General features: G+C 68.4%; 21 protein-coding genes and 1 pseudogene. 12 read left to right on the forward strand and 10 right to left on the reverse strand.

What is annotated here, in order from left to right:
- Positions 1 to 2: 2 nt before the first annotated feature.
- Positions 3 to 2,324, reverse strand: coding sequence for a hypothetical protein (locus tag LI92_RS07720; RefSeq protein ID WP_286134928.1), 2,322 nt, complete (start codon positions 2,322 to 2,324; stop codon positions 3 to 5).
- A gap of 103 nt (positions 2,325 to 2,427) precedes the next feature.
- On the opposite strand from LI92_RS07720, the gene LI92_RS07725 reads away from it, so the two are divergent.
- Both LI92_RS07725 and LI92_RS07730 read left to right on the forward strand, forming a co-directional pair.
- A complete protein-coding gene (locus LI92_RS07725; protein ID WP_192830003.1) occupies positions 2,428 to 4,104 on the forward strand; it encodes a sensor domain-containing protein in 1,677 nt (558 codons plus the stop codon).
- Positions 4,105 to 4,241: 137 nt separating this feature from the next.
- The gene (locus tag LI92_RS07730) at positions 4,242 to 5,720 is read left to right on the forward strand and encodes an acetyl-CoA acetyltransferase (RefSeq protein ID WP_046317723.1); all 1,479 of its coding nucleotides are present in this window, start codon (positions 4,242 to 4,244) and stop codon (positions 5,718 to 5,720) included.
- A 31-nt stretch (positions 5,721 to 5,751) separates the two neighbouring features.
- Here LI92_RS07730 and LI92_RS07735 read toward each other — a convergent pair whose 3' ends face one another.
- Together LI92_RS07735 and LI92_RS07740 are read right to left on the reverse strand one after the other, a co-directional pair.
- Positions 5,752 to 6,387, reverse strand: a complete 636-nt coding sequence (locus LI92_RS07735; RefSeq protein WP_046317725.1) for an HhH-GDP family DNA glycosylase — start codon at positions 6,385 to 6,387, stop codon at positions 5,752 to 5,754.
- Positions 6,388 to 6,509: 122 nt separating this feature from the next.
- Positions 6,510 to 7,748 (reverse strand): alpha-hydroxy acid oxidase, encoded by a 1,239-nt coding sequence (locus LI92_RS07740; RefSeq protein ID WP_046317727.1) that lies wholly within the window; start codon positions 7,746 to 7,748, stop codon positions 6,510 to 6,512.
- 46 nt (positions 7,749 to 7,794) lie between these two features.
- On the opposite strand from LI92_RS07740, the gene LI92_RS07745 reads away from it, so the two are divergent.
- The gene (locus LI92_RS07745) at positions 7,795 to 8,256 is read left to right on the forward strand and encodes a DUF1810 domain-containing protein (RefSeq protein ID WP_046317729.1); all 462 of its coding nucleotides are present in this window, start codon (positions 7,795 to 7,797) and stop codon (positions 8,254 to 8,256) included.
- 12 nt (positions 8,257 to 8,268) lie between these two features.
- Here the strand turns inward: LI92_RS07745 and LI92_RS07750 are convergent, their stop codons facing one another.
- The 3 genes from LI92_RS07750 to LI92_RS07760 form a co-directional block, all read right to left on the reverse strand.
- The gene (locus LI92_RS07750; protein ID WP_046317730.1) at positions 8,269 to 8,751 is read right to left on the reverse strand and encodes a deaminase; all 483 of its coding nucleotides are present in this window, start codon (positions 8,749 to 8,751) and stop codon (positions 8,269 to 8,271) included.
- A 63-nt stretch (positions 8,752 to 8,814) separates the two neighbouring features.
- On the reverse strand, positions 8,815 to 9,351 hold the full coding sequence (gene ahpD, locus LI92_RS07755) for an alkylhydroperoxidase, AhpD family (RefSeq protein ID WP_046317732.1): 537 nt from the start codon (positions 9,349 to 9,351) through the stop codon (positions 8,815 to 8,817).
- A 63-nt stretch (positions 9,352 to 9,414) separates the two neighbouring features.
- On the reverse strand, positions 9,415 to 10,002 hold the full coding sequence (locus tag LI92_RS07760) for a peroxiredoxin (protein WP_046317734.1): 588 nt from the start codon (positions 10,000 to 10,002) through the stop codon (positions 9,415 to 9,417).
- Positions 10,003 to 10,116: 114 nt separating this feature from the next.
- On the opposite strand from LI92_RS07760, the gene LI92_RS07765 reads away from it, so the two are divergent.
- Positions 10,117 to 11,049: a hydrogen peroxide-inducible genes activator gene (locus LI92_RS07765; protein WP_046317736.1), complete on the forward strand. Its 933-nt coding sequence runs from the start codon at positions 10,117 to 10,119 to the stop codon at positions 11,047 to 11,049.
- A gap of 36 nt (positions 11,050 to 11,085) precedes the next feature.
- Positions 11,086 to 11,853 (forward strand): enoyl-CoA hydratase/isomerase family protein, encoded by a 768-nt coding sequence (locus tag LI92_RS07770; RefSeq protein ID WP_046317738.1) that lies wholly within the window; start codon positions 11,086 to 11,088, stop codon positions 11,851 to 11,853.
- Here the strand turns inward: LI92_RS07770 and LI92_RS07775 are convergent.
- Complete coding sequence (locus LI92_RS07775; protein ID WP_046317740.1) at positions 11,845 to 12,069, reverse strand: (2Fe-2S)-binding protein; 225 nt, start codon at positions 12,067 to 12,069, stop codon at positions 11,845 to 11,847. The genes LI92_RS07770 and LI92_RS07775 overlap by 9 nt on opposite strands.
- Before the next feature lie 404 nt (positions 12,070 to 12,473).
- Here LI92_RS07775 and bfr point away from each other — a divergent pair, with 404 nt between their 5' ends.
- From bfr to LI92_RS07790, 3 genes are all read left to right on the forward strand, one after another.
- On the forward strand, positions 12,474 to 12,953 hold the full coding sequence (gene bfr, locus LI92_RS07780) for a bacterioferritin (protein WP_046317742.1): 480 nt from the start codon (positions 12,474 to 12,476) through the stop codon (positions 12,951 to 12,953).
- Between the two features lie 63 nt (positions 12,954 to 13,016).
- The gene (locus LI92_RS07785; RefSeq protein WP_046317744.1) at positions 13,017 to 13,511 is read left to right on the forward strand and encodes a carboxymuconolactone decarboxylase family protein; all 495 of its coding nucleotides are present in this window, start codon (positions 13,017 to 13,019) and stop codon (positions 13,509 to 13,511) included.
- A gap of 191 nt (positions 13,512 to 13,702) precedes the next feature.
- Positions 13,703 to 15,466: a CocE/NonD family hydrolase gene (locus tag LI92_RS07790; protein WP_046317766.1), complete on the forward strand. Its 1,764-nt coding sequence runs from the start codon at positions 13,703 to 13,705 to the stop codon at positions 15,464 to 15,466.
- A 5-nt stretch (positions 15,467 to 15,471) separates the two neighbouring features.
- Here LI92_RS07790 and LI92_RS07795 read toward each other — a convergent pair whose 3' ends face one another.
- Both LI92_RS07795 and LI92_RS07800 read right to left on the reverse strand, forming a co-directional pair.
- Positions 15,472 to 15,930, reverse strand: a complete 459-nt coding sequence (locus LI92_RS07795) for an SRPBCC family protein (protein WP_152665376.1) — start codon at positions 15,928 to 15,930, stop codon at positions 15,472 to 15,474.
- Positions 15,931 to 16,044: 114 nt separating this feature from the next.
- Complete coding sequence (locus LI92_RS07800; RefSeq protein ID WP_046317748.1) at positions 16,045 to 17,016, reverse strand: esterase family protein; 972 nt, start codon at positions 17,014 to 17,016, stop codon at positions 16,045 to 16,047.
- 346 nt (positions 17,017 to 17,362) lie between these two features.
- Here LI92_RS07800 and LI92_RS07805 point away from each other — a divergent pair, with 346 nt between their 5' ends.
- On the forward strand, positions 17,363 to 18,424 hold the full coding sequence (locus tag LI92_RS07805) for a DUF7159 family protein (RefSeq protein ID WP_046317750.1): 1,062 nt from the start codon (positions 17,363 to 17,365) through the stop codon (positions 18,422 to 18,424).
- Between the two features lies 1 nt (position 18,425).
- Here the strand turns inward: LI92_RS07805 and LI92_RS07810 are convergent, their stop codons facing one another.
- Positions 18,426 to 18,980: a YceI family protein gene (locus LI92_RS07810; RefSeq protein WP_046317753.1), complete on the reverse strand. Its 555-nt coding sequence runs from the start codon at positions 18,978 to 18,980 to the stop codon at positions 18,426 to 18,428.
- A gap of 122 nt (positions 18,981 to 19,102) precedes the next feature.
- On the opposite strand from LI92_RS07810, the gene LI92_RS07815 reads away from it, so the two are divergent.
- From LI92_RS07815 to LI92_RS07825, 3 genes and pseudogenes are all read left to right on the forward strand, one after another.
- Positions 19,103 to 19,525 carry a hypothetical protein gene (locus LI92_RS07815; RefSeq protein WP_046317755.1) on the forward strand — a complete coding sequence of 141 codons (423 nt, stop codon included), beginning with the start codon at positions 19,103 to 19,105 and terminating at the stop codon, positions 19,523 to 19,525.
- A gap of 87 nt (positions 19,526 to 19,612) precedes the next feature.
- Positions 19,613 to 20,632 carry a phosphogluconate dehydrogenase (NAD(+)-dependent, decarboxylating) gene (gene gnd / locus LI92_RS07820; protein WP_046317768.1) on the forward strand — a complete coding sequence of 340 codons (1,020 nt, stop codon included), beginning with the start codon at positions 19,613 to 19,615 and terminating at the stop codon, positions 20,630 to 20,632.
- Between the two features lie 144 nt (positions 20,633 to 20,776).
- Positions 20,777 to 21,189 (forward strand): annotated as a pseudogene (locus LI92_RS07825) (DUF4129 domain-containing protein); the annotation flags it as partial.

Genomic DNA, 21,189 nt, shown 5'->3' on the forward strand with positions numbered 1-21,189 from the left:
CCTCACTGGGTGGGGACCTCCACATAGTGGAGTGCGAATACATCTGCGGGGACTGGCCATTGGTCTCCCGCTTCGCCCTTGACAACCCAGTCGCCTTCGGCGGCGGCAGTAGGCCCCTCGGCGGTCTCGATCGTTTCGCCGGGGTGTGCGGGTCGCGCGAGAACCCTTCCGCATCGCTGCCATTCGTCTTCTCTGATATGCAGGTAGCTGGAGCGGAAGATGTCGTTGCGCACCGACCAGGTCGCACCGCCGTCGTGGACCATCCAGTCGCCGGCGCCGGCCTGCATCGTCGCCCCGGATGGCGACGTCCACGTCCAGGGCGAGTCGTGCTGCTCGGCGCGCACGGTCCCCGCTCGGGTGTAGGCCCGCCACACCGGGTGCGATCGATAGCCGAGCTGGCGCAGGCTCCACAGGGTGTTCGCCACGCCCACGAGCACGCCGTTCAGCAGCTGCGGGTCAGCCTGGACGACGGGCCAGTCGACAAGCTTGTCGTGTATTCGGTGTTTGTCGTTGCGACTCGGGCCGTATCTCCAACCATTGTCGCGGTAGTAGCGGCACCAGTCCTGGTGTTCGGCTCGCGCCATCTTCATCGCTGAGGTGTGGTCAAAGCCCATCCTCTCAAGCTGCTTGAGCGGGGGCAGGCCCGCGATGTCGCGCTCTGCCAGCGGTGTCGGGACATCGCCCCACGGGTTCCAGGTGTGCCCGGCAATCTGCTCAACCATCGACAGGGCGTTGCGGACCTGTCGTCGATTGGACCCGCGATAGAACTCGTCGAGTTCGGCCCACGGCAGTCTCGAGGGCAGCGGTGCGGCCTCGGAGCCCAGTGTGGACAGGTAGCGCTCGTGGATGAGGCTGGCTGCCCGCTCCCAAGCGTCTGGGGCTTGGCAGTCGGGAAACTCCAGCATCAGTCGATAGGTGCGTAAGCGCCCGACGAGGGCCATCGGCCTGTCGCTCACGTGACTGTCCGGATCCCAGCTGTACACCGGCATCGTGGGGAAGCGGGCAGCCAGCCGGCTGCCCAGAGTCGCAGCTCCTCGGGGAGCATGCTTCCAGTCGTCGACGAATATCACGGCGGTGGTCGCCGGGTCGCCGGTTTGGATCAGACGTTCCAGTACCGGAACCGAGGGCGCACTCGGCACGATGTCGATGGTGGGCCCTGTGGCGATAAGCCCGAACTGCTCGCGGTGGAACTCGTGGTCACGGTGACATTCGTCGGCGTCTTGGCAGACGAGGGTGAACGCCGGCAATTCCGTTTCGGTCGGGGGGCTGTAGTAGTCGCGCTCCAATTTGCGGCGATTCAGATCTGCGCAGAGCGCCAGGGTCAGCTGCGAGGTACCGCAGACGAACACGCGGCGGACGATCTTGGCCGCGATGATGTTGTCCAACAGCCAACTGGCGGTGATCTCATACTTTCCGATGGTGTCCACGGCCCATCGGGATTCGGCTCCACCGAGTTGCTGATTTCGCCACGCCTCTGCTTGCCAGGGATCGTCTACGCGAACGACCAGTGGCAGCCGGCTGTGGGGATCGCCCGCCCGTGCGAGGCCTCCGGTGACGGCATCCAGCCACATTCGGTTGTTGGAGGGTTCGCCGGAGAGCAGGTACAAACGCTCAAGGCGCCGCCATAAGGAGAGTGAGACCAGCGACGACGGGTCATTGAGATCGACCGTCAGGACTCGGGCACCGTGGGCGCGGGCACCCTGTGCGCTGTGCTCATCGGTCTGGTCGACGATGACCACGAGGGTGTCGCGTCGGCCCAGCGTCCGCGCTATACCTCCGATCATCGCGCTCGAATCGGCGTCGACGCCGATGACGGCGGTGACCGAGGATGCGTGGTTCGCCTGGAGCAGGTCGACTTGGGATCGGAAGAGTGCGAGGGCAACGCCGGAGAGCCCGGTGAAGATGGCTCCCAGAGCCGCGAGTTGTGCCACCACCAGGGCGACTGGGGTCGGGCTCGGGCATATCGCCGAGTTCATCGTGACCTCGTTCGTGCCGCCTTTGAGCAGCGCTGCGGTATAGATCAGCGGCTGGAAGAAGGGCGGGTGAGTGTCGTCGTGGCAATCCCAAAAGGCACTGATGCCCAGCAGTGCGCTGGTGGCCGCCAGCCCGGCCGCAACTGTGGCGGTTGCGCTTCCGGGCCGTCGGTCGGCACGTGCGCGCAGCACCAAGACGCACACCGCGACCAGGAATATCGCGGTGAGCACGACTGTCGGCCACGACCCCGGCGTGCCGAACCAGCTCAGCCGGCTCAGCCACCCAGGCAGGCCGCGGACCGCCGTCGGCCATCGGGCGAGCACGCAAAGCCACGCCACCGGCGGAACCATGCAGGCAACCGCGAGGCGCGCAAGGCGGCGAGGGGCAGCCAGCGCCGTCGCCCGCCTTATCAAATCCTCTCGGGTGCACTGCTCCGGAATTGGGATCACCAATATGTCTTTCAGTCTTGTCTTACGGATTTTACTCGGTATGCTAAGCCGCGAGTCGATCTTTTCGGAGGCGATGATGCTTTTTGTAAGTCACGCCAGCCAAGACAGGTCGGCAATAGAGGGTCTGCTGGCGGTATTGCGGCGCACTCGCCAGGAAGTGTGGCTGGACGACGAGCTCGGTGGCGGTGAGGCCTGGTGGCAGGCCATTCTGGAGAAAATCCGCGACTGCAGCGTATTCATCATCGCCCTGTCGAATAACGCGCTGGCATCCAAGCCCTGCGCGGCGGAGCTGCGGTACGCGCAGGCACTTCGGCGTCCCGTTCTTCCGGTTCAAATCGGTGCGGTCCACAGTGTGCGGGTCACGCCGCTTGCCGCGACGCAGATCATCGATTACCGCAATCCGCTCCACGAAACAGAAATCCGACTGCTCGCCGCCGTGCGGAAATGCCAAGCGCAGTGCGGTCCACTGCCGCCGACCCTGCCCGATGAGCCGGAGGTGCCCTTCGCCTACTTGATGCGGATGGCCTCAGTACTGTCCCACCCAGCGCTGAGCCACCACGATCAAGCCGGGCTGGTGTCGGAGCTCAGACACAAGCTCGCCGAGGACTGTGCCGATCCTGCAGCACTGCGCGACATCGTTCGGCTGCTGTACCTGCTGCGCGATCGTCCGGACGTCACCTGGCGGATCCGCGGTGAGGTCGACGCCTTGTTGGCCGCGTGCGACTCCGACCTCTCGCCGTCGCTCGGGCTGGCTACGGTGCCGTTCGCGCGTCCCCATCGGGTCGAGTCGCCGTCGGTGCAGTCGCCCGTGGAGCGGCTGGGATCGAGTCGAGAATCCGCAACGGAGCGACCCCCCTCCGAGCCGCGATCAGTCATCGCGCTGAACGCGTCGTCGAAATTGGTTTCCCCCGCGGAGTCGCCGCCGACACGTGCTCGTCCGGTGGTCATTGCCTCCCGCATCACCAAGGCAGGGCGGACCGGCTTCGCGCACAGCAGATGGATCCTTGCCTCCGCGGTCAGCTTGGCGGTGATCGCCGCGGTTGTGGTGGCGGTGCTGCACCGCCAGGCAGAACCGTCGGGGCCCGACATCGCGCTACTCGACGACAGCACCTTAAACACCATCATGGGAGCCACCGGGATGCAGACTGCGGAAGGCGGCGTCCTGAAGGCTAAGCACATGCGCGGCACGGTCGAGGTGTCGCCGCCTGAGTGCGCGAGCGTGCTTTATCCAGGGCTGGATCGCACATACCGGGACAGCGGGGGCGGGCAAGTCACCTGGCGGGTATCCGAGGACCGCGGCGGGATGGGGCGCGCGGGAGTCGACGGCAATTTCTTCGTCGACCAAGATGTGGCGTCTTTTCCCGTCGACACTGATCGCCCGGCGGCATTCGTCCGGGCTTCGGCGCTGCCGTGGAGGGCCTGTGCCGGGCAGACAGTCAGTGCGACCTACCGCGGAACCGAGACGTATACGTGGAATGTCGGGGAGGTGGTCGGGGAAGTTCCGCAGATCGCTCAGTCATTCATCCGGGTCGGCGGTGCGCCTTATGCGTGCCAGCGTGTGATGCGGGTGGTCTCCAACCTGGTCCTCGATATCAAGGCCTGTGGTGATCACGTCGATGATGAGGCCAACAAGATCGCAGGCAGGCTGGCCGCGGTTGTGACGGATGCGCCACCCTTTTGATTTCGATCTGGCGCCGGTGCGCCGCCCACCGTTCCGGGGCTGTCGTCGGGCCCGGGCATGCCGGGCCGGCGCCGACTCCAGGCCAGTGTGCCTGATCGCCGACGGAGTGCTTTTCGCCGCCGATTAGTCTTACGGCCATGTCTGTCGACCCCCGGACCCCGGTGCTCATCGGCTACGGCCAGATCAACCATCGCGACGACTCCGACCCGGTGGAGCCCGTCGACCTGATGGCGGCGGCGGCGCGGCGCGCCGCGACCGATCGAGTGCTGCGCGCCGTCGACTCGATCCGGGTGGTCAACCTGCTCTCGGCCCGGTATCGCGATCCGGGCGCTCTGGTCGGCCAGCGGATCGGTGCGCAGCGCCCCACCACCCGGTACAGCCCGGTGGGCGGCAACGTGCCGCAGTCCCTGGTGAATCAGGCCTGCCTGGACATCCAACATGGCCGCGCGGGAGTCGTGCTGCTCACCGGCGGTGAGACCTGGCGTACCCGGACCAGGTTGCGACGAGCCGGCGAAAGGCTGTCCTGGACACAGCAGGACGACACCGTCCCGTTGGCCGAGTGCGACGGCGAAGACGTGCCGATGGTCGGCCCGGACCAGGAGCGGATCGGGCTGGACCGGCCCGCCTACGTCTACCCGCTGTTCGAGCAGGCGTTGCGGATCGCCGCGGGGGAGAAGGTCGACGACCATCGTCGGCGAATCGGTGAACTGTGGTCGCGGTTCAACGCGGTGGCCGTCGCCAACCCGCACGCCTGGATCCGGCAGCCGGTCAGCGCCGAGGAGATCTGGCAGCCCGGTCCCGCCAACCGGATGATCAGCTACCCCTACACCAAGCTGATGAACTCCAACAACATGGTCGATCAGGCGGCCGCACTGGTGCTGACCTCGGTCCAGACCGCCACCGATTTGGGCGTCCCCTCCGAGAACTGGGTCTTCCCGCACGCCGGTACCGACGCCCACGACACCTACGCCATCGCCGAGCGCGCCGAGCTGCACCGATCACCGGCGATCCGGATCGCGGGGGCCCGGGCGCTGGAGCTCGCCGGTGTCGCGCAGGTCGGCGAGATCGACTACGTCGACCTGTACTCGTGCTTCCCGTCTGCGGTGCAGGTCGCCGCCGCCGAACTGGGGCTGCCCACCGATGACCCCGCCCGGCCACTGACGGTGACCGGCGGCCTCACCTTTGCCGGTGGGCCGTGGAACAACTATGTGATGCATTCGATCGCCACCCTGGCCGAGCTGCTGGTGGCCAACCCGGGGCGGCGCGGCCTGATCACCGCCAACGGCGGCTACCTGACCAAGCACAGTTTCGGCGTCTATGCGACCGAACCGCCGCAGGCCGGGTTCCGCTGGCAGGATGTCCAACCCGAGGTGGACGCACAAGTCACCCGGGCGTCGCTGGTGCAGTGGCAGGGAACCGGCGAAGTGGAGTCGTGGACCACACCGTTCGATCGCGAGGGCCGGCCTGAGCAGGCGTTCCTGGCGGTCCGCACCCCGGCCGGAGCGCGCACCCTTGCGGTGGTCCGGGACCGCGATGCCGCCCAGATGACCGTCGACGAGGACATCGCCGGTGCCGCGGTCGACGTGCACGAGGACGGTACGGCGACGCTGCGATAGGCGGCCCTGGCGGCGTGTGCTCGCCGCCCCGTCATTCGTCGAGTTGTGCCCGGATGTCTGGATCGGTGCAGTAGCGCACCAGTGCCGCTGCGAGTTCGGCGTTGCGGCCCTGGGCCAGCGCACCGAGTTCGTTGGGGTCGGTGGGGAGTCCGAGTTCGCGTGCCCCTTCCAGTGCGCGCTGGTCGAACGTGTAGCGCGCCCACGGCCAGACGTCCTGGGCTTCCCGGAGAAAGATGCTCGCGCCCACGTCGCCGATCCCCTTGTAGGCCTTCAGCGCCTCGGTGGCCGCCTCGACGTCGCGTCCGCTGCGTTCGGCGAGCAGCCGAAGATCGCCTCCGTAGTTGGTCTGTGTCGCCTCCGCCAATTCGACGAGCATGGTGGCCGAACTCTCGTCGTAGCGGCGGTAATGAGCCCGTCCCATGGCGTCGATCAAGGTCTGCCGGTCGGCTTCGAGGACTTTGTGCGGGGTGCGCAGGCCACTCCTGAACAGTTCCCGGGCCGCGCGGGCCGCCACGGCCGAGTCGATCGGCTTGCTGGCCAGCAGGCACAGCATCAACAGCTGGAACAGCGGCATCGGCTGATTGCGCAGGCGGATGCCGGCCTCCTGGGCGTAGGTGGTGCCCGCCCGCCGCAGCAACCGGCGCACAAGCTCCTTGTGAGTGGTCACGGCTGCGGCTATACCCGGGGTTGAGACCCCAGAACCCCGGCGGGGCCCGCCCCGGTTCGCGCATCACCGACATGATCGCCGCGCTGATCATGCGCGCCCCCGCGTGCTGAGGGCGGTCGGCGTTACCGGCGGGGTACCAGCCGTTGCAGCTGGGTCACATGCTGCGGGGACAACTCCGCCAGATCGCGGGCGCCGAGCAGTCGCATGGTGCGCCGGATCTGTTCGGCCAGGATGTCGATCACCCGGTGCACGCCGGCCTGTCCGCCGGCCATCAGGCCATAGAGGTAGGCCCGGCCGATCAGGGTGCAGCGGGCGCCCAGCGCGACCGCCGCGACGATGTCGGCGCCGCTCATGATGCCGGTGTCCAGCAGGATTTCGGTGTCACTACCGACGTCGCGGGCCACCTCGGGCAGCAGCTGAAACGGCACGGGTGCCCGGTCGAGCTGGCGGCCGCCGTGGTTGGACAGCACGATGCCGTCTGCGCCCAGGTCGACCACGGCGCGGGCGTCGGCGACGGTCTGAATGCCTTTGACGACGAATCGGCCCGGCCATTGGGATTTGATCCACACCAGGTCGTCGAAGGTCACGCTCGGGTCGAACATCGAGTCCATGTACTGCGCGACGGTGCCCGACCATCGGTCCAGCGAGGCGAAGGACAGCGGTTCGGTGGTGAACAGGTCGAACCACCAGGCCGGATGCAGGGCGGCGTCGACGACGGTCCGCGGCGTCAGCGCCGGGGGAATCGACATGCCGTTGCGGGTGTCTCGCCGCCGGGCGCCGGCGACCGGGCAGTCGACCGTCACCATCAGGGTGTCGTAGCCCGCGTCGGCGGCGCGGCGCAGCAGCGCCATCGACCGATCACGGTCGTGCCACATGTAAAGCTGAAACCAGCGGCGCGCCGCCGGGGCGGCCTGTGCGACGTCCTCGATGGAGGCCGTGCCGAGGGTGGACAGCGAGAACGGGATGCCCGCGGCAGCGGCCGCGCGGGCACCGGCCAGTTCGCCCGCGGTGTGCATGAGCCGGGTGAAGCCGGTGGGTGCGATCGCGAACGGCAACGCCACCGGCGCCCCCAGCACGCTGGCAGTGGTGTCGACGCTGGTGACGTCGCGCAGGATGGCGGGATGGAACTCGATGTCGCGGAAGGCCTGCCGCGCCCGGGCTAAGGAGATCTCGTCTTCGGCGGCGCCGTCGGTGTAGTCGAAGGCCGCCCGCGGCGTGCGCCGCTGGGCGAGGTCCCGCAGGTCCTCGACGGTCAGCGCACGCTCGAGGCGGCGCGCGGTGCGGTTCAGCCGCGGTCTGCGCAACCGGATCAGCGGCGCGAGCTCGCCTACTCTGGGGAACCGCCGCGGTATCACCGACATCGCTGACTCCTTTACTGCCGCACTCGAACTGTGCCACGGTTGGTGTATGGCCGACACCTTCGGGCTGCAGCGTTTCGTCGACGCGCAGGCCGGGGTGTACGACACCGTGCTGGCCGAACTGCGTGCCGGCCGCAAGCGCAGCCACTGGATGTGGTTCGTGTTTCCGCAGTTATCGGGGTTGGGCACCAGCGCGATGGCCCGGCGTTACGGCATCGGGTCGGCGGCCGAGGCACGGGCCTACCTGGCGCACGACGTGCTCGGGCCGCGGCTGCAGGAATGTGCGGGCGTGATCGGCGCGGTGCGCGGCCGGTCTGTCGAGGAGATTCTGGGCTGGCCCGACGACATCAAGCTGCGTTCCTCGATGACGCTGTTCGGGCGGGCTTGTGAGGGTGGCGGCCATATCGGCCGGTGCTGCTGCCGCGACTTTCGTGCGGTGCTGGACCGCTATTACGACGGACAGGAGGATCCGGTGACCCTCGACCGCCTGGCGTGGCTTGCCCGAGGATGAGCGTCGTGCGGGTTACCGGTCTTGGTAGCGGGCCCTGAACAGCGCCTCCAAGTCTCGTTCGAATTCCGGCGCCGGCCCGTCGACCAGCGCGTGTGGAGCGACTGCGGTGATCGGCAGCGAGGCCACCGGGGCCGCCGGCACCTGCAGCTCGCGCAGCCATTCGGTCAGTTGCGCTGCCGATGACGCGTAGACGATCCGGCCCAATCCCACCCATGCGTGGGCCGCGGCGCACATCGCGCAATGTTCGCCGGAGGTGTAGACGGTGGTCCGGACACGTTGCGCCGGCGTGAGATTGGCCACCGCCCACTGGGCGATGGCGAACTCGGGGTGGCGGGTGGCATCGCCGTCGCCGGCGCGGTTGCGGTCCTCGAAGAGCACCGTGCCGTCGCCGTCGACCAACAGTGAACCAAACGGATCGTCGCCGTGCGTCAGGGCTTCGCCGGCCAATTCGACGCAGCGGGCCAGGTAACCACGGTCGGTATCGCTGAGCGTCACAGAATCAAAGTCTACGGCGCGCGCCGGGCATCACCCGGCGCGCGCCGATAGAGACTGGACCGCCTACGAAGCGGTTGGATCGGCGCTGGCGGCGAAGACCGCCTGCGCCACCCCGGCCACTATCGAAGCGACCTTGAGAGCTTCCAGCACCGCTTCGCGGCCGACGCCCGCCGCCCGGACGACCTGCTCGTGGGAGGCAACGCACGCCTGGCAGCCGTTGATCGCCGAGACTGCGAAGCTCCACAGCTCGAAGTTGGCTTTGTCGACCCCCGGGTTGCCGATGATGTTCATCCGCAACCCGGGCCGCAGGTCGTCGTAGCTGCCGTCCAGGAAGTGCCGACCACGGTAGAACACGTTGTTCATGCCCATGATCGACGCGGCGCCCAGGGCGGCCTGATAAGCCTCCGCCGACAGGTTGTCGGCCGCCTCGGCCCCGATCTCGGCCAGCACCGTGGCGTTGCGAGTGGCCGCAGCGCTGGCCAGCAGACTGCCCCAGAGCTGCTCTTCGTTCAGGACCGTGGTGCGGGCGATCGAACCCAGGTTGAGCTTGAGGTCCTTGGCGTAGTCCGGGATCGCGTTCTTGAGGTTCTCAATACTCATCGGCGCTGTTCCTCCTCATCCTGGCGCTCGACATCACCGCGAGCGCGATTCATACCGCTGCGATCACAGAGATTCTTTGAGCAGCTCGCCGACGTTCAGGGTCGCCTCGCCCTTCTTCCAGTTGCAGGCGCACAGCTCGTCGGACTGCAGTGCGTCGAGGACCCGCAGCACCTCGTCGACGTTGCGGCCCACCGACCCCGCCGTCACCGAGACGAACTGAATCTCGTTGTTCGGGTCGACGATGAAGGTGGCCCGGTCGGCGACGCCGTCGGAGTTGAGCACGCCGGTCGCCGTCACCAGTTCGCGGTTGAGGTCCGACAGCATCGGGAACGGCAGGGTCTTGAGGTCCTCGTGCTGGGCGCGCCAGTTGTAGTGCACGAACTCGTTGTCGGTCGACACGCCGAGAACCTGGGCGTCGCGGTCGGCGAACTCGTCGTTCAGCTTGCCGAAGGCCGCGATCTCGGTCGGGCAGATGAAGGTGAAGTCCTTGGGCCAGAAGAACACTACGCGCCACTTGCCGGCGTGGTCATCGCTGGTGATGGTGGTGAAGAAGTCGTCGGGCCCGCTCGCGTCGACCTTCGACAGGTCGCCCGGGATCAAGGCGGTGAGCCGGTAGGACGGGAACTGCTCGCCGATAGTCAACAGTGCCATGACACTCCTTTGTGTGAGATATATGCCGTCGGGGCGCGGTGGGCGCCCGCATGGTCCATCGTGCCCCATTCGAATTAAAAATGAAAGGTGATGCCACGCACTATAATTATCGGCATGACCGATGCAAGCTATCAGCCCACGCTGGCGGGCCTGCGGGCCTTTGCTGCCGTGGCCGAGAAGCACCACTTCAGCCTCGCCGCGGCGGGTCTGGGCCTGAGTCAGTCCACCCTCTCGCAGGCCCTGTCGTCGCTGGAGGCCGGGTTGGGGGTGCAACTCATCGAGCGCTCCACCCGGCGGGTTTTCCTGACCGCCGAAGGGCAGCAGCTGCTGCCGCACGCTCATGCGGTGCTCGACGCGGCGGCGCAGTTCTCCGCGGCGGCCGCCGGGGTGGCCGACCCCTTGCAGGGCGCGGTCCGGCTGGGCCTGATCCCGACGGTGGCGCCGTACGTGCTTCCGGCGGTGCTGGCCGGCCTGGCCGAGGAACTGCCGGAGCTCAACCTGCGGGTGATCGAAGACCAGACTGAGCGACTGCTCACCGGGCTGCGCGAGGGCGCCGTCGACGCGGCCGTGATGGCGCTGCCGGCCGACGTGGCAGCAATGACCGAAATCCCGATATACGACGAGGATTTCGTGTTGGCCCTGCCGCCGGGGCATGCGCTGGCCGGCAAGCGCCGACTTCCTCCGGCCGCGCTGGCCGACCTGCCGCTGTTGCTGCTCGATGAGGGCCACTGCCTGCGGGACCAGACGCTGGAGATCTGCCGCAACGCCGGCGTGCGGGCGGAATTGGCGACCACCCGCGCGGCATCGCTGGCCACCGCGGTGCAGTGCGTGAACGGCGGGCTGGGCGTGACCCTGATCCCGCAGACGGCGGTGGCGGTGGAGGCCGAGCGCAACGGTCTGGCGCTGGCCCATTTCGCGCCGCCGCAGCCCGGCAGGCGCATCGGGTTGGTCTTTCGTTCCTCCAGCGGCCGCGAAGAGTCCTATCGGCGACTGGCGCGGATCATCGGCAAGGTGGTGGCCGCCGGTCATCGGGTCGATCTGCTCTGAGCGCAGCGGCGGGCGCGGGCCGTTTAGGCTGCACGGGTGATCCTGACGACCGAAGACCGGAACCGGGTACGCACCCTGACGCTGAATCGTCCCGAGGCGCTCAATGCGTTCAACGAGGCGCTCTACGACGCCACCGCCGAGGCGTTGCTGGCCGCCGCGGACGATCCCGAGGTGGCGGTGGTGCTGATCACCGGTGCGGGACGCGCGTTCAGCGCCGGGACGGACCTTGCCGAGATGCAGGCGATGGTCACCGACCCGGACTTCGTGCCGGGCAAGCACGGTTTCCGCGGTCTCATCGCGGCGCTGGGCCGGTTCCCCAAGCCGCTGATCTGTGCGGTGAACGGCCTCGGCCTGGGCATCGGAGCCACCATCTTGGGCTACGCGGACCTGGCGTTCATGTCCTCGACAGCGCGACTGAAGTGCCCGTTCACCAGTCTGGGAGTGGCCCCCGAGGCCGGCTCGTCGTATCTGCTCCCGCAGCTGATCGGCAGGCAGAACGCCGCCTGGCTGTTGATGTCCTCGGAGTGGATCAACGCCGACGAGGCGCGGCGGATGGGCTTGGTCTTTGCCGTGTGCGAACCGGACGACCTTCTGGACGAGGCCCGCAGGCACGCCGAAGTGCTTTCGTCCCGGCCTATTTCAAGTCTGATGGCGGTCAAGGCGGCGATGGTCGAGCCGACCCGGGCCGCAACGCTGGAGGCTGTCGAACGTGAGAACGGGTTCTTCGCCGAACTGCTGGGCGGCCAGGCCAACGCCGACGCGCTGGCCGAATTCAGCGGCCGGCCGGGCGGCGGCTCAGCGTGATCCCACGGGGCTGATGTCCAGGGCGAGGCCGCGCAACGCATCCTCGTCGGCAGCGGCCAGGGCCGCTTGGATGATGCCGCGAACGGTGCAGCGGCACCGGCCGCAGTCGGCTCCCGCGCCGCACATCGCGGCTACCTCTTTCGACGTCGACGCCCCGGCGGCGACGGCGTCCGACACCATCTGATTGGTGGCTCCGACACACAGGCATACGTACATGCGCTGGCCCTACCGACCCTGGCCGGCCGACGCCAGCGGATCTCTTGCGGTCTTGTCCGGGTTGTCGAGCCGGTGCTGTGCACGCGCTGCACCCTCGAATTCCAGCAGCGTCATCACCTCATGTCCATCGTCGACTGCTTGCGAGATTGTCGGGCGGAGTGAGCCCGATGTTAGTAGAGTCTAACCTAAGTAAAGCGCACCTTGCACGCGTCGATTAGCCGCAGATGACAAATAGTTCGCCGGACGGCTCCGGCGGTGGTGCGGCGATGAGGCGCGCCGAGGCACGGGGAAACACGCGACTGCGGCACCTCACCTGCATTAGATTGAATGTGCGCGTTGCGGCGATGACTCACGCCCCTCCGTCGCGGCCGACCGGCGAGGTTCTTCATGGCAGAGGAGAGATCATGCAAGGCGACCCCGAAGTTCTCAAACTGCTCAATGAGCAGCTGACCAGCGAACTCACCGCGATCAACCAGTACTTCCTGCACGCCAAGATGCAGGACAACTGGGGTTTCACCGAGCTGGCCGGCCACACCCGCGAAGAGTCCATGGAGGAGATGCGCCACGCCGAGTCGGTCACCGACCGGATTCTGGTGCTCGGCGGCCTGCCGAACTATCAGCGCATCGGATCGCTGCGTATCGGCCAGACGCTGCGCGAACAGTTCGAGAGCGACCTGGCGCTGGAGATCGACGTGCTCAACCGGCTGCGGCCGGGCATCGTGATGTGCCGGGAGAAGCAGGACAGCACCACCGCCCAGATTCTGGAGACCATCCTCGCCGACGAGGAGTCGCACATCGACTATCTGGAAACGCAGCTGGAGCTGATGGACAAGCTCGGCGAGGCGCTGTACTCCGCGCAGTGTGTCTCCCGCCCGCCCTCGTGAGGTCCTAGGGGACAGGAGTTTTAGCGGCCTTGGCGCACCGGCGACCCGCTAGTATCCCAAGGTATGAGCCGAATCGGGGATTTCGCCCCAGACGACGTGATGGGCTGGATGGTCAAGTCGCCCGAACTGGCCGCCGGAATCGGTGGTTTCAGCACGGCGGTCTACTCCCGCGGCCGGCTGCCGCTGCGCACCCGGGAGTTGGCCCGGATGGTGATCGCCTTGGACAATGAGTGCACGGTCTGCGAAAACACCCGTGACGCCGACGGCCCGGCGGCCGGGGTCAGCGAGGATCTCTACGAGCACGCGGCCCAGTGGCGCACCTGGGAGGGGTTCAGCCCCCAGGAGCGGATCGCGGCCGAGTTCGCCCACCGGTTCGCCACAGACCACACCGGCCTGCGCGACGACGAGGATTTCTGGTCGCGGTGCGCCGAGCACCTGAGCGACGAGCTGCTCGCCGACCTTGCGCTGTCGTGCGCGTTGTGGCTGGGCATGGGCCGGCTGCTGCGCACCCTCGATATCGGGCAGGCGTGCACGTTGACGCTGCCGAGCCGGGCTTGAGGCGCCCGGGACGGTCACGCCGGGCAGGATTGGCGTTGGCCGCTGTCGCCGCGGTCGGGGCTGCGGGAATCGCCGCGCGCCGGGCAGCGGTGATCAGAAACCGTAAGTACAGCTCCTCGCCGTTGAGTCCGGAGTGGACTCCGCGTCCCGCCGAATACGGCGTCGGAGTGCGGCGCAACGTGGCCGTGCAGATGAGCGATGGCGTGGTGCTGCGGGCCGACGTGCATTACCCCACCGTGCCCGAGACCGGACAGCCCGCCCCCGGGCCGTTTCCGGTGCTGCTGTCGCTGACGCCGTACGGCAAGCTGGCCCCGCCGCCGGCGGCCCAGATCGGTGGGGGGCCGACCCCGCGCCTGATCCGGCGCGGCTACATCGAGGTGATGGTCGACGTCCGCGGCACCGGGGTATCGGGTGGATCGTTCGAGATGTTCGGTCCCGACCAGGCCCGAGACGGGGCCGAACTGGTCGCCTGGGCGGCGAAGCTGCCGAACTCCAACGGCCGGGTCGGCATGTTCGGTATTTCCTACCTGGCGATCAACCAGCTGTTCACCGCGGCCTCGGTGGGCCCGGACTCGCCGCTCAAGGCGATCTTCCCGGTGATGGCCGCCAACGACTTCTACCGGGACGTCGCGACGATGGGCGGCGCGACCCACATGCCGGCGGTGCGCGGCTATGGCGCGGTGTACTCGATGCTCAACGTCATCAATCCGACACTGGAATTCCTCGCACGGGGCGGGCACGAGCGGCCCCGGGCCGGCGGGCTCGCCGCTGTGCGGCAGCGTGGCAAGGACCAGCGAAATTACTTCTGGCCGTTGATCGCCGACGTGAGTGCCGGCGGCGAGGCCGCCTACGACGGACCGGTGTGGGACCGGATGCGGTCTGACCCGCTACTGCCCGCGATCGCCGCCAACAACGTCGCGGTCTTTCTGGTGGGCGGCTGGCACGATGCCTTCCAGCGGGGTGCGCCGCTGAATTACGCCGCGCTGCAGAACTCCAGCGTCGGTCGCCCCGCGAGTGCTCCGATGGAGCCCGGCCAGCCGACCGTCGATCGCATCCGGCTGCTGATGGGGCCGTGGTATCACGTGTCGGATTTCGATGGTCTCCAAATGCAGGATCTGCAGCTGCGCTGGTTCGACTACTGGCTGAAAGACGATGAGACGGCGGCGATCTCGGGTTCGCCGTTCACCTTCCAGGCGATCGGCGATCAGCGGTGGTATCACACCGGCCAATACCCGATGCCCGAAGCGGAACCGACCCGGCTCTACCTGGCCCATGACGGCCGGCTGGCCGACGACGCCCCGGCCGAGCAAACCGTCGCCAAGCTGCCCTACCGTTCGCGCGGCCCGGTGTCGGGGCGCAGCCTCGAACAGTGGTCGCTGGGACTCAACAGCTACGTCACCTCAGCCGGGGGCGGTCGCACCCGCTACGACCAGGACAACAGCCGGTTGCACCGGGGAGCGTTGACCTACACGACGGAGCCGTTCGACTCGCCGACGCTGCTGGCCGGACCGATCACACTCAGTGTGCAGGCGACGGCCGATACCACCGAGACGCTGTGGGTCGCCCACCTCGACGACGTAGCACCGGAGGGTGCGAGCCGGCCGCTGACCATGGGAGCGCTGCTGGGCTCGCACCGGAAGTTGGACCCCGCCCGCACCTGGTATCTGCCGGACGGCACGGTGCTGCGCCCGCATCACATCAGCACCCGGGACGCGGTGCGGCCGGTGGAGCCCGGACAGTTGACCCGCTACGACATCGAGATCTTCCCGACCGCGGCCCTGATCACACCGGGGCACCGGCTGCGGCTGACATTGACCACCTACGACTTTCCGCACCTGGTCCCCAACGTGCCCACTCGGCGCGCGCTGGCCGGTGGTCTCTACCAGGTGCACCAGGGCGGGCCCACGCCGTCGTTTCTGGTGTTGCCGCTGGCCGACCCGGACAGTCTGGACTGAGGCCGCTAGGGCTGTTCGGCAACGTCGCGGATGCGTTCCAGGGTGCGCCGCATGTCGCGAATGTTGTTGCGCTGCCTGAGGAAACCGCCGAACAGCCAGTAGTAGACGGTGGTGAGCAGGGAATCGGCCAGCCGGAATGACTCGGTGACGTCGGTGCCGTCGGCGGTGGGGGTGAGCTCGTAGCGCCAGCGGTTCACCGCACGGTCACCGGCGAGCACCGCGAACCCGAACACCCGGCTGGGCTCGCATTCGGTGACCCGGCAGGTCGTCCAGTACACCGGACCTATCCCATTGCGCCGGACGTGGCCGCGAAATCGTGCGCCCACCGCGGGGCCGTCCGCGCCGTCGAGCCATTCGGCCTCGAAGGTCTCCGGAGAGAACTTGCCGATGTTGCGGACATCGGCCACCAGCTGCCAGATCCGTTCAGCCGGGGCAGCCATATGAACTGTCGCAGAACCCTGCATGCGCCCCATCCAATCACGTCCGGCGGGCTGGGGTAACCCCTGCGGGAAAAGCACTGGGTCCCATCCGAAATCGGATGGGACCCAGTGGTAAGACCGCCGCGATGGACAGCTGCGCTAGCCGGCGCCCAGGTGGCTCTGCAGGTCGGGCTTCATGGCCTGCAGCTGCTGGCCCCAGTACTCCCAGCTGTGGGTGCCGTAGTCCGGGAAGTTGAAGATCGCGTTGTTGCCGCCGGCCGCGGTGTAGAGCTCCTGGAACTTCTTGTTCTGCCCGATCATGAAGTTGCCCTCCAGGAACGTGGCGGGCAGGTTGTCGCCGCCCAGCTCGTTCGGGCGGCCGTTTCCGCAGTAGACCCACAGGCGGGTGTTGTTGGCCACCAGCCTGCCGACGTTGACCGTCGGGTCATTGCGAAGCCAGGCCGGGTCGTCGTCGGGACCCCACATGTCTTCCTTCTTGTAGCCGCCTGCGTCACCCATGGCCAGGCCGATCCAGCTCTTGCCGTCGGACGGGTTGATGTAACCCGACAGGGAACCGGCGTAGACGAACTGGTTGGGGTGGTAGATCGCGAGGGTCATCGCGGACGCACCGGCCATCGACAGGCCGACCGCGGCGTTGCGGCTCTGGCTCACGCCGTACTCCGAGGCCAGGTAGGCCGGCAGCTCGCTGGTCAGGAAGGTCTCCCACTTGTAGGTGGAGCAGCCCGCCTTGCCGCACGCCGGGCGGTACCAGTCGCTGTAGAAGCTGGACTGGCCACCGACCGGCATGATCACCGAGATGCCCGAGTCCAGGTACCACTCGAACGCCGGGGTGTTGATGTCCCAGCCGTTGTAGTCGTCCTGGGCGCGCATGCCGTCGAGCAGGTACAGGCCCGGTGAGCCCGACCCGCCCGGCTGGAACTGCACCTTGATGTCACGGCCCATCCCGGCCGAAGGCACCTGCAGGTACTCGACCGGCAGACCCGGCCTCGAGAACGCCGATGCGGTTGCCTCGCCACCGGTCAGGCCGATCAGGCCCGGCAACGCTGCGGCAGCTACCGCGCCGACTAAAAGTCGGCGTGCCCAGCGCAATCCCTTGGTCACGTCTGTCATTCCTGCCCCTTGTCGTCTCACTGTGGAACGGTCACTCTCACGATCGCGACGCTGTGCGCCACCACTTCGGATCGGTCCTTCACATGCAGCAACGGCCGCATTTCGCAACTCAAGCGGCCGTTCCCGGGATCGACTCGCTCTATAGCATACCCGATTTCCGCCCGGTACCCGGCTAGAACATGCAGCACGACACGCGTAGGCTGCCCTCCGATAAGCCGAGAAAAACACTGCACTGAGCAGTCGCTTGTCCGCTGTCGCTGCCGAGCCGATCCCGCCCGTGGGCGCGGCAAGGGGCTGCGGCAGCGGCCGCGACAGCGCAGGTCGGGATCGATTGGGGCGCGCGATTTTGAACACCGTACTGGGGCTGGCGGTCACCCCGTCGACAATCGGCTGGGTCACGGCCGCGGGCTCGCACCGCCCGGGGATCGGTGAAGAGGTCTGGGTCGACGGTGGCGATGCCGGTCCGGACGCGGTCGGCCTTGCCGCACAGGCGTCGGCGGTGGCCGCCCGGGTGGGGGCCATGCTGGCCGCCCGCGGCGATCGCCTGCGCGGGGTGGCGGTCACCTGGAGTGACGATGCGGCCGTCGCCGCGGCGCTGCTGCTGGAGTCGCTCGCCGACGCCGGCTTCGACCACGTGGTGCCGGTGCGCTACGGCCTGGCGGCTGCCTCGCTGGCCGGCGGCCTTCAGGCCGCTGCCGTCTGCGTCGTCGAACCCGGATTGGCCACCTTGGTCCTGCCCGCGCGCCCGGGAGCCCCGGAACCGGTGGTCGACTCCCATGCGGTCACCGACTTCGACCAGGTCGCCGACTGGCTCGGGGACAGGCTGGCCGCAGGCGGTCAGCGGCCGGAGACGCTGATGGTCGCCGGATCGGTGCGAGGTATGGACCGGCTCGGGCGGCGCTTGGAGTCCCACCTCGGGATGCCGGTTTTCGTTCAGGGCGGCGCGATCCAGGCGCTGGCGCGTGGCGCGGCGCAGGCCTTGGCCCCGCACGCCGAATTGACCTCGACGCCGCTGGGCGCTCCGGCTGCCGGATTGGCGGTCGGAGCCCTGCGCCGGCATCGGCCCCGCCCGCTGTCCTACGTCGCAGCCCTGCTGATGCTGGCGGTGGGAACGGTGACTCTGGTGGCATCGCTGGCGGCCGCGCTGAGCCTGCAACTGGGCCCCGACAGGTCAGCGCCGGAATCGCCGGTGCCCCAGCGTGCGACGGTGGCCCGCGTCGTGGTGCCCGCCCCGGCGCCGGCGGCGATCCCGGCGCTCCCACCGGCCGCACCGGCCGAGACCGAGGACGTGGAGTTCGGTTCGCTGTGGGACGCTTCGGAGATCGGTTCGGACCTGTCGGAGCCCGGTGGCGTCCCGACCCAGCTGGAGCGCGTTCGGGACCACGTCTACGGCCCGTCCGGGCGCTGAGTCACGGCGGGTCGGCAGCGATGCTCGCCGACAGCGACACCGTCACCTCGTCGGCGACCTGCATGGCACCCATCAACATCGAATAGCGCCGCACCCCGAAGTCGCTGTGGCGCACCTCGGTGTCACCGCTGACCTGCCAGGAACCGTCCTCCTGGGCCACCCGGACAGTGATGACGTGCGGCTTGCGCCGCCCGTTGATCTCCAGCGTTCCGGACAGCCGGTAGCCCTCGCCGGCCGGTTCGACCTCATCGCAGCCGAATCGGATCAGCCGATGTTTGTCGGCGGCCAGGCACTTGAGCGCATTACTGCGGATCAGCGTCTTCTCCGGCGGGGTCAGTGGCGTCATGCCGCCTTCGCCCTGCAGCACCCGCAGCGAATCCACCTCGACAACCAGGTCCACGCCGCTGGGCGACTCGCCGGACCACGACACGCGCGCCTGCCAGCGCTCCATGGCGATGGTGAGCCGGTGTCCCATCTTGGATGCCCGGCCCGCAACGCCGGTGTGGACCAGCAGCTGGCCGTCCGATGCGTCGAGCTGCCACTGTGTTGCGGTCATCCGCGGCACTTTAGCGCCCGGGCCTGAGGGCTTCCGGACGGATTCCTGATGGCGCGCGACACGCACCCGTTAGGCTCGCACGCGAGGAACACCGGCCTGGATCGACGGACTGAGGGCGAAGAATGATTCGTGAACTAGCTGCAGCTGCTCTCCTGGCGGGAGCCGCGGGTGTGGTCGCCGTCGGCGCCGCACCGGACGCGGTGGCCTACCCCGGCGACGTGCCGGGCATGGCCGAGGGGCAGCGGCAGGGAGACGCGTGCTTCAGCTGGGAGCGCTTCATCTACGGGCATGGCCCCAACGGGCAAGCCTTGGCATGCCACTTCATCGCCAACCAGTGGCCGCCCAAGGACACCGGCTTCTGGCAGATCTCCTACCCGCTCTACGGGGTGCAGGAAATCGGTTCGCCCTGCCCGAACCCGCAGTCGGCGGCGCAGTCGCCCGATGGGTTGCCGTTGCTGTGCCTCGGCGCACGCGGCTGGCAGCCCGGGATCTACACCGGCGGCATCGGCCCCTACTTCCCGCCGGGAATCGCCCCGGTCGGCTGACCGAACCCGGCGCATCCGCCGATCAGCTTCCGCCCAGACTGGGGGGCTAGCTTCGATCGGATGACAGTCGGCAGGCACCAGCGCACCATGGCGCTGGGGATGATCGGCCTGGGCCGGATGGGCGCCAACCTGGTCCGGCGAATCGTCGACGGCGGCCACCAATGCGTCGTCTACGACCACAACCCGGACGCCGTCCGCGCCCTGGCCGACGAACCCAACACCGCCGGGGTGCGCTCGCTGGCCGAACTCGCCGCACAGTTGCCGGCCCCGCGGGTGGTGTGGGTGATGGTGCCCGCCGGTGCGATCACCACGAGTGTCATCGACGAGCTGAGCGGCCTGCTGACGGACGGCGACGTCGTGATCGACGGCGGAAACACCTATTACCGCGACGATATAGCGCACGCAAAGACTTTGGCCGCCAAGGGGATCCGCCTGCTGGACTGCGGCACCAGCGGCGGCGTGTGGGGCCGCGAGCGTGGCTACTGTCTGATGGTCGGTGGCGACCGGGCTGCGTTCGACTACGCCGAGCCGGTCTTCGCCACGGTGGCACCGGGAGTCAACTGCGCCCCGCGCACACCGGGGCGCCACGGGCCGATCACGCAGGCGGAGAACGGCTACCTGTACTGCGGGCCGACGGGGGCGGGGCACTTTGTGAAGATGGTGCACAACGGCATCGAGTACGGGATGATGGCCTCGATCGCCGAGGGACTCAACATCTTGCACCACGCCGACATCGGCGCGCAGACCCAACCCGGTGACGCCGAGACCGCACCGCTGGCAGATCCGGAGTTCTACCGCTACGACATCGACATCGAGCAGGTCAGCGAAGTGTGGCGCCGGGGCAGCGTGATCGGTTCGTGGCTGCTGGACCTGACCGCCGATGCGTTGCACGCATCGCCGGATCTGGCGGAGTTCGCCGGCCGGGTGTCGGATTCGGGGGAGGGCCGCTGGACCGTCATCGCCGCGATCGACGAGGGAGTGCCCGCGCCGGTGCTGACCACCGCGCTCTACGCGCGATTCTCCTCGCGCCACCTGTTCGAGTTCGGCGCCAAGGTGCTCTCGGCGATGCGTAAGCAGTTCGGCGGTCACGACGAGAAGTCCTCCTGAGCGCTGCGCAGTCGCCGGCGGCCGGTTGCGGTCCGTTGCGGCGTCCTGGCCGCGGCCTGTCCGGGCGTGCCAGTATGGGGAATGCCGCGGCAACGGCGGGCGACCCAGGTGACTGGTGTTGCCGCAAGGGCCGACAGGACGACCGTGCGGGTGATCGCCCTGACGGTATTGCTGCTCGCCGCGGGGGCGACCACCCGTGGCTACCTGCCGGGCGCCGAGCGCGGGCCGCGGCGGGCCGAGGCCGGGGGCGTGGCGGAGGCGATCATCCTGGCCGGCCTGCTGGCGGTATCCGGCGCGGTCGTGGTGCTCGCCATCGTGCACCGGACGCGGCATCGGCGCTCTCAGCCCAGGGACGCCGCTCCGCTACCGCTGGCCTTCCCGGGGGGGCGGGCCCCGGTCTGGCGGGCGGTGCTGCTGGTCGTGGCGGCGCTGGCGTTGTGGCTGCTGACGCTGGTGGTCCTGGCGGAATTCGGAGCGGCGCACCACACCGGGATTCCGGCGGAGGTCACCGGGGCGGGCGACGCCGCATCGAGTGCACCGAGCGATCCGCCGGCGGC

The organism is Mycobacterium sp. UM_Kg1 (assembly GCF_000972925.1).
Lineage (GTDB): Bacteria > Actinomycetota > Actinomycetes > Mycobacteriales > Mycobacteriaceae > Mycobacterium > Mycobacterium hiberniae.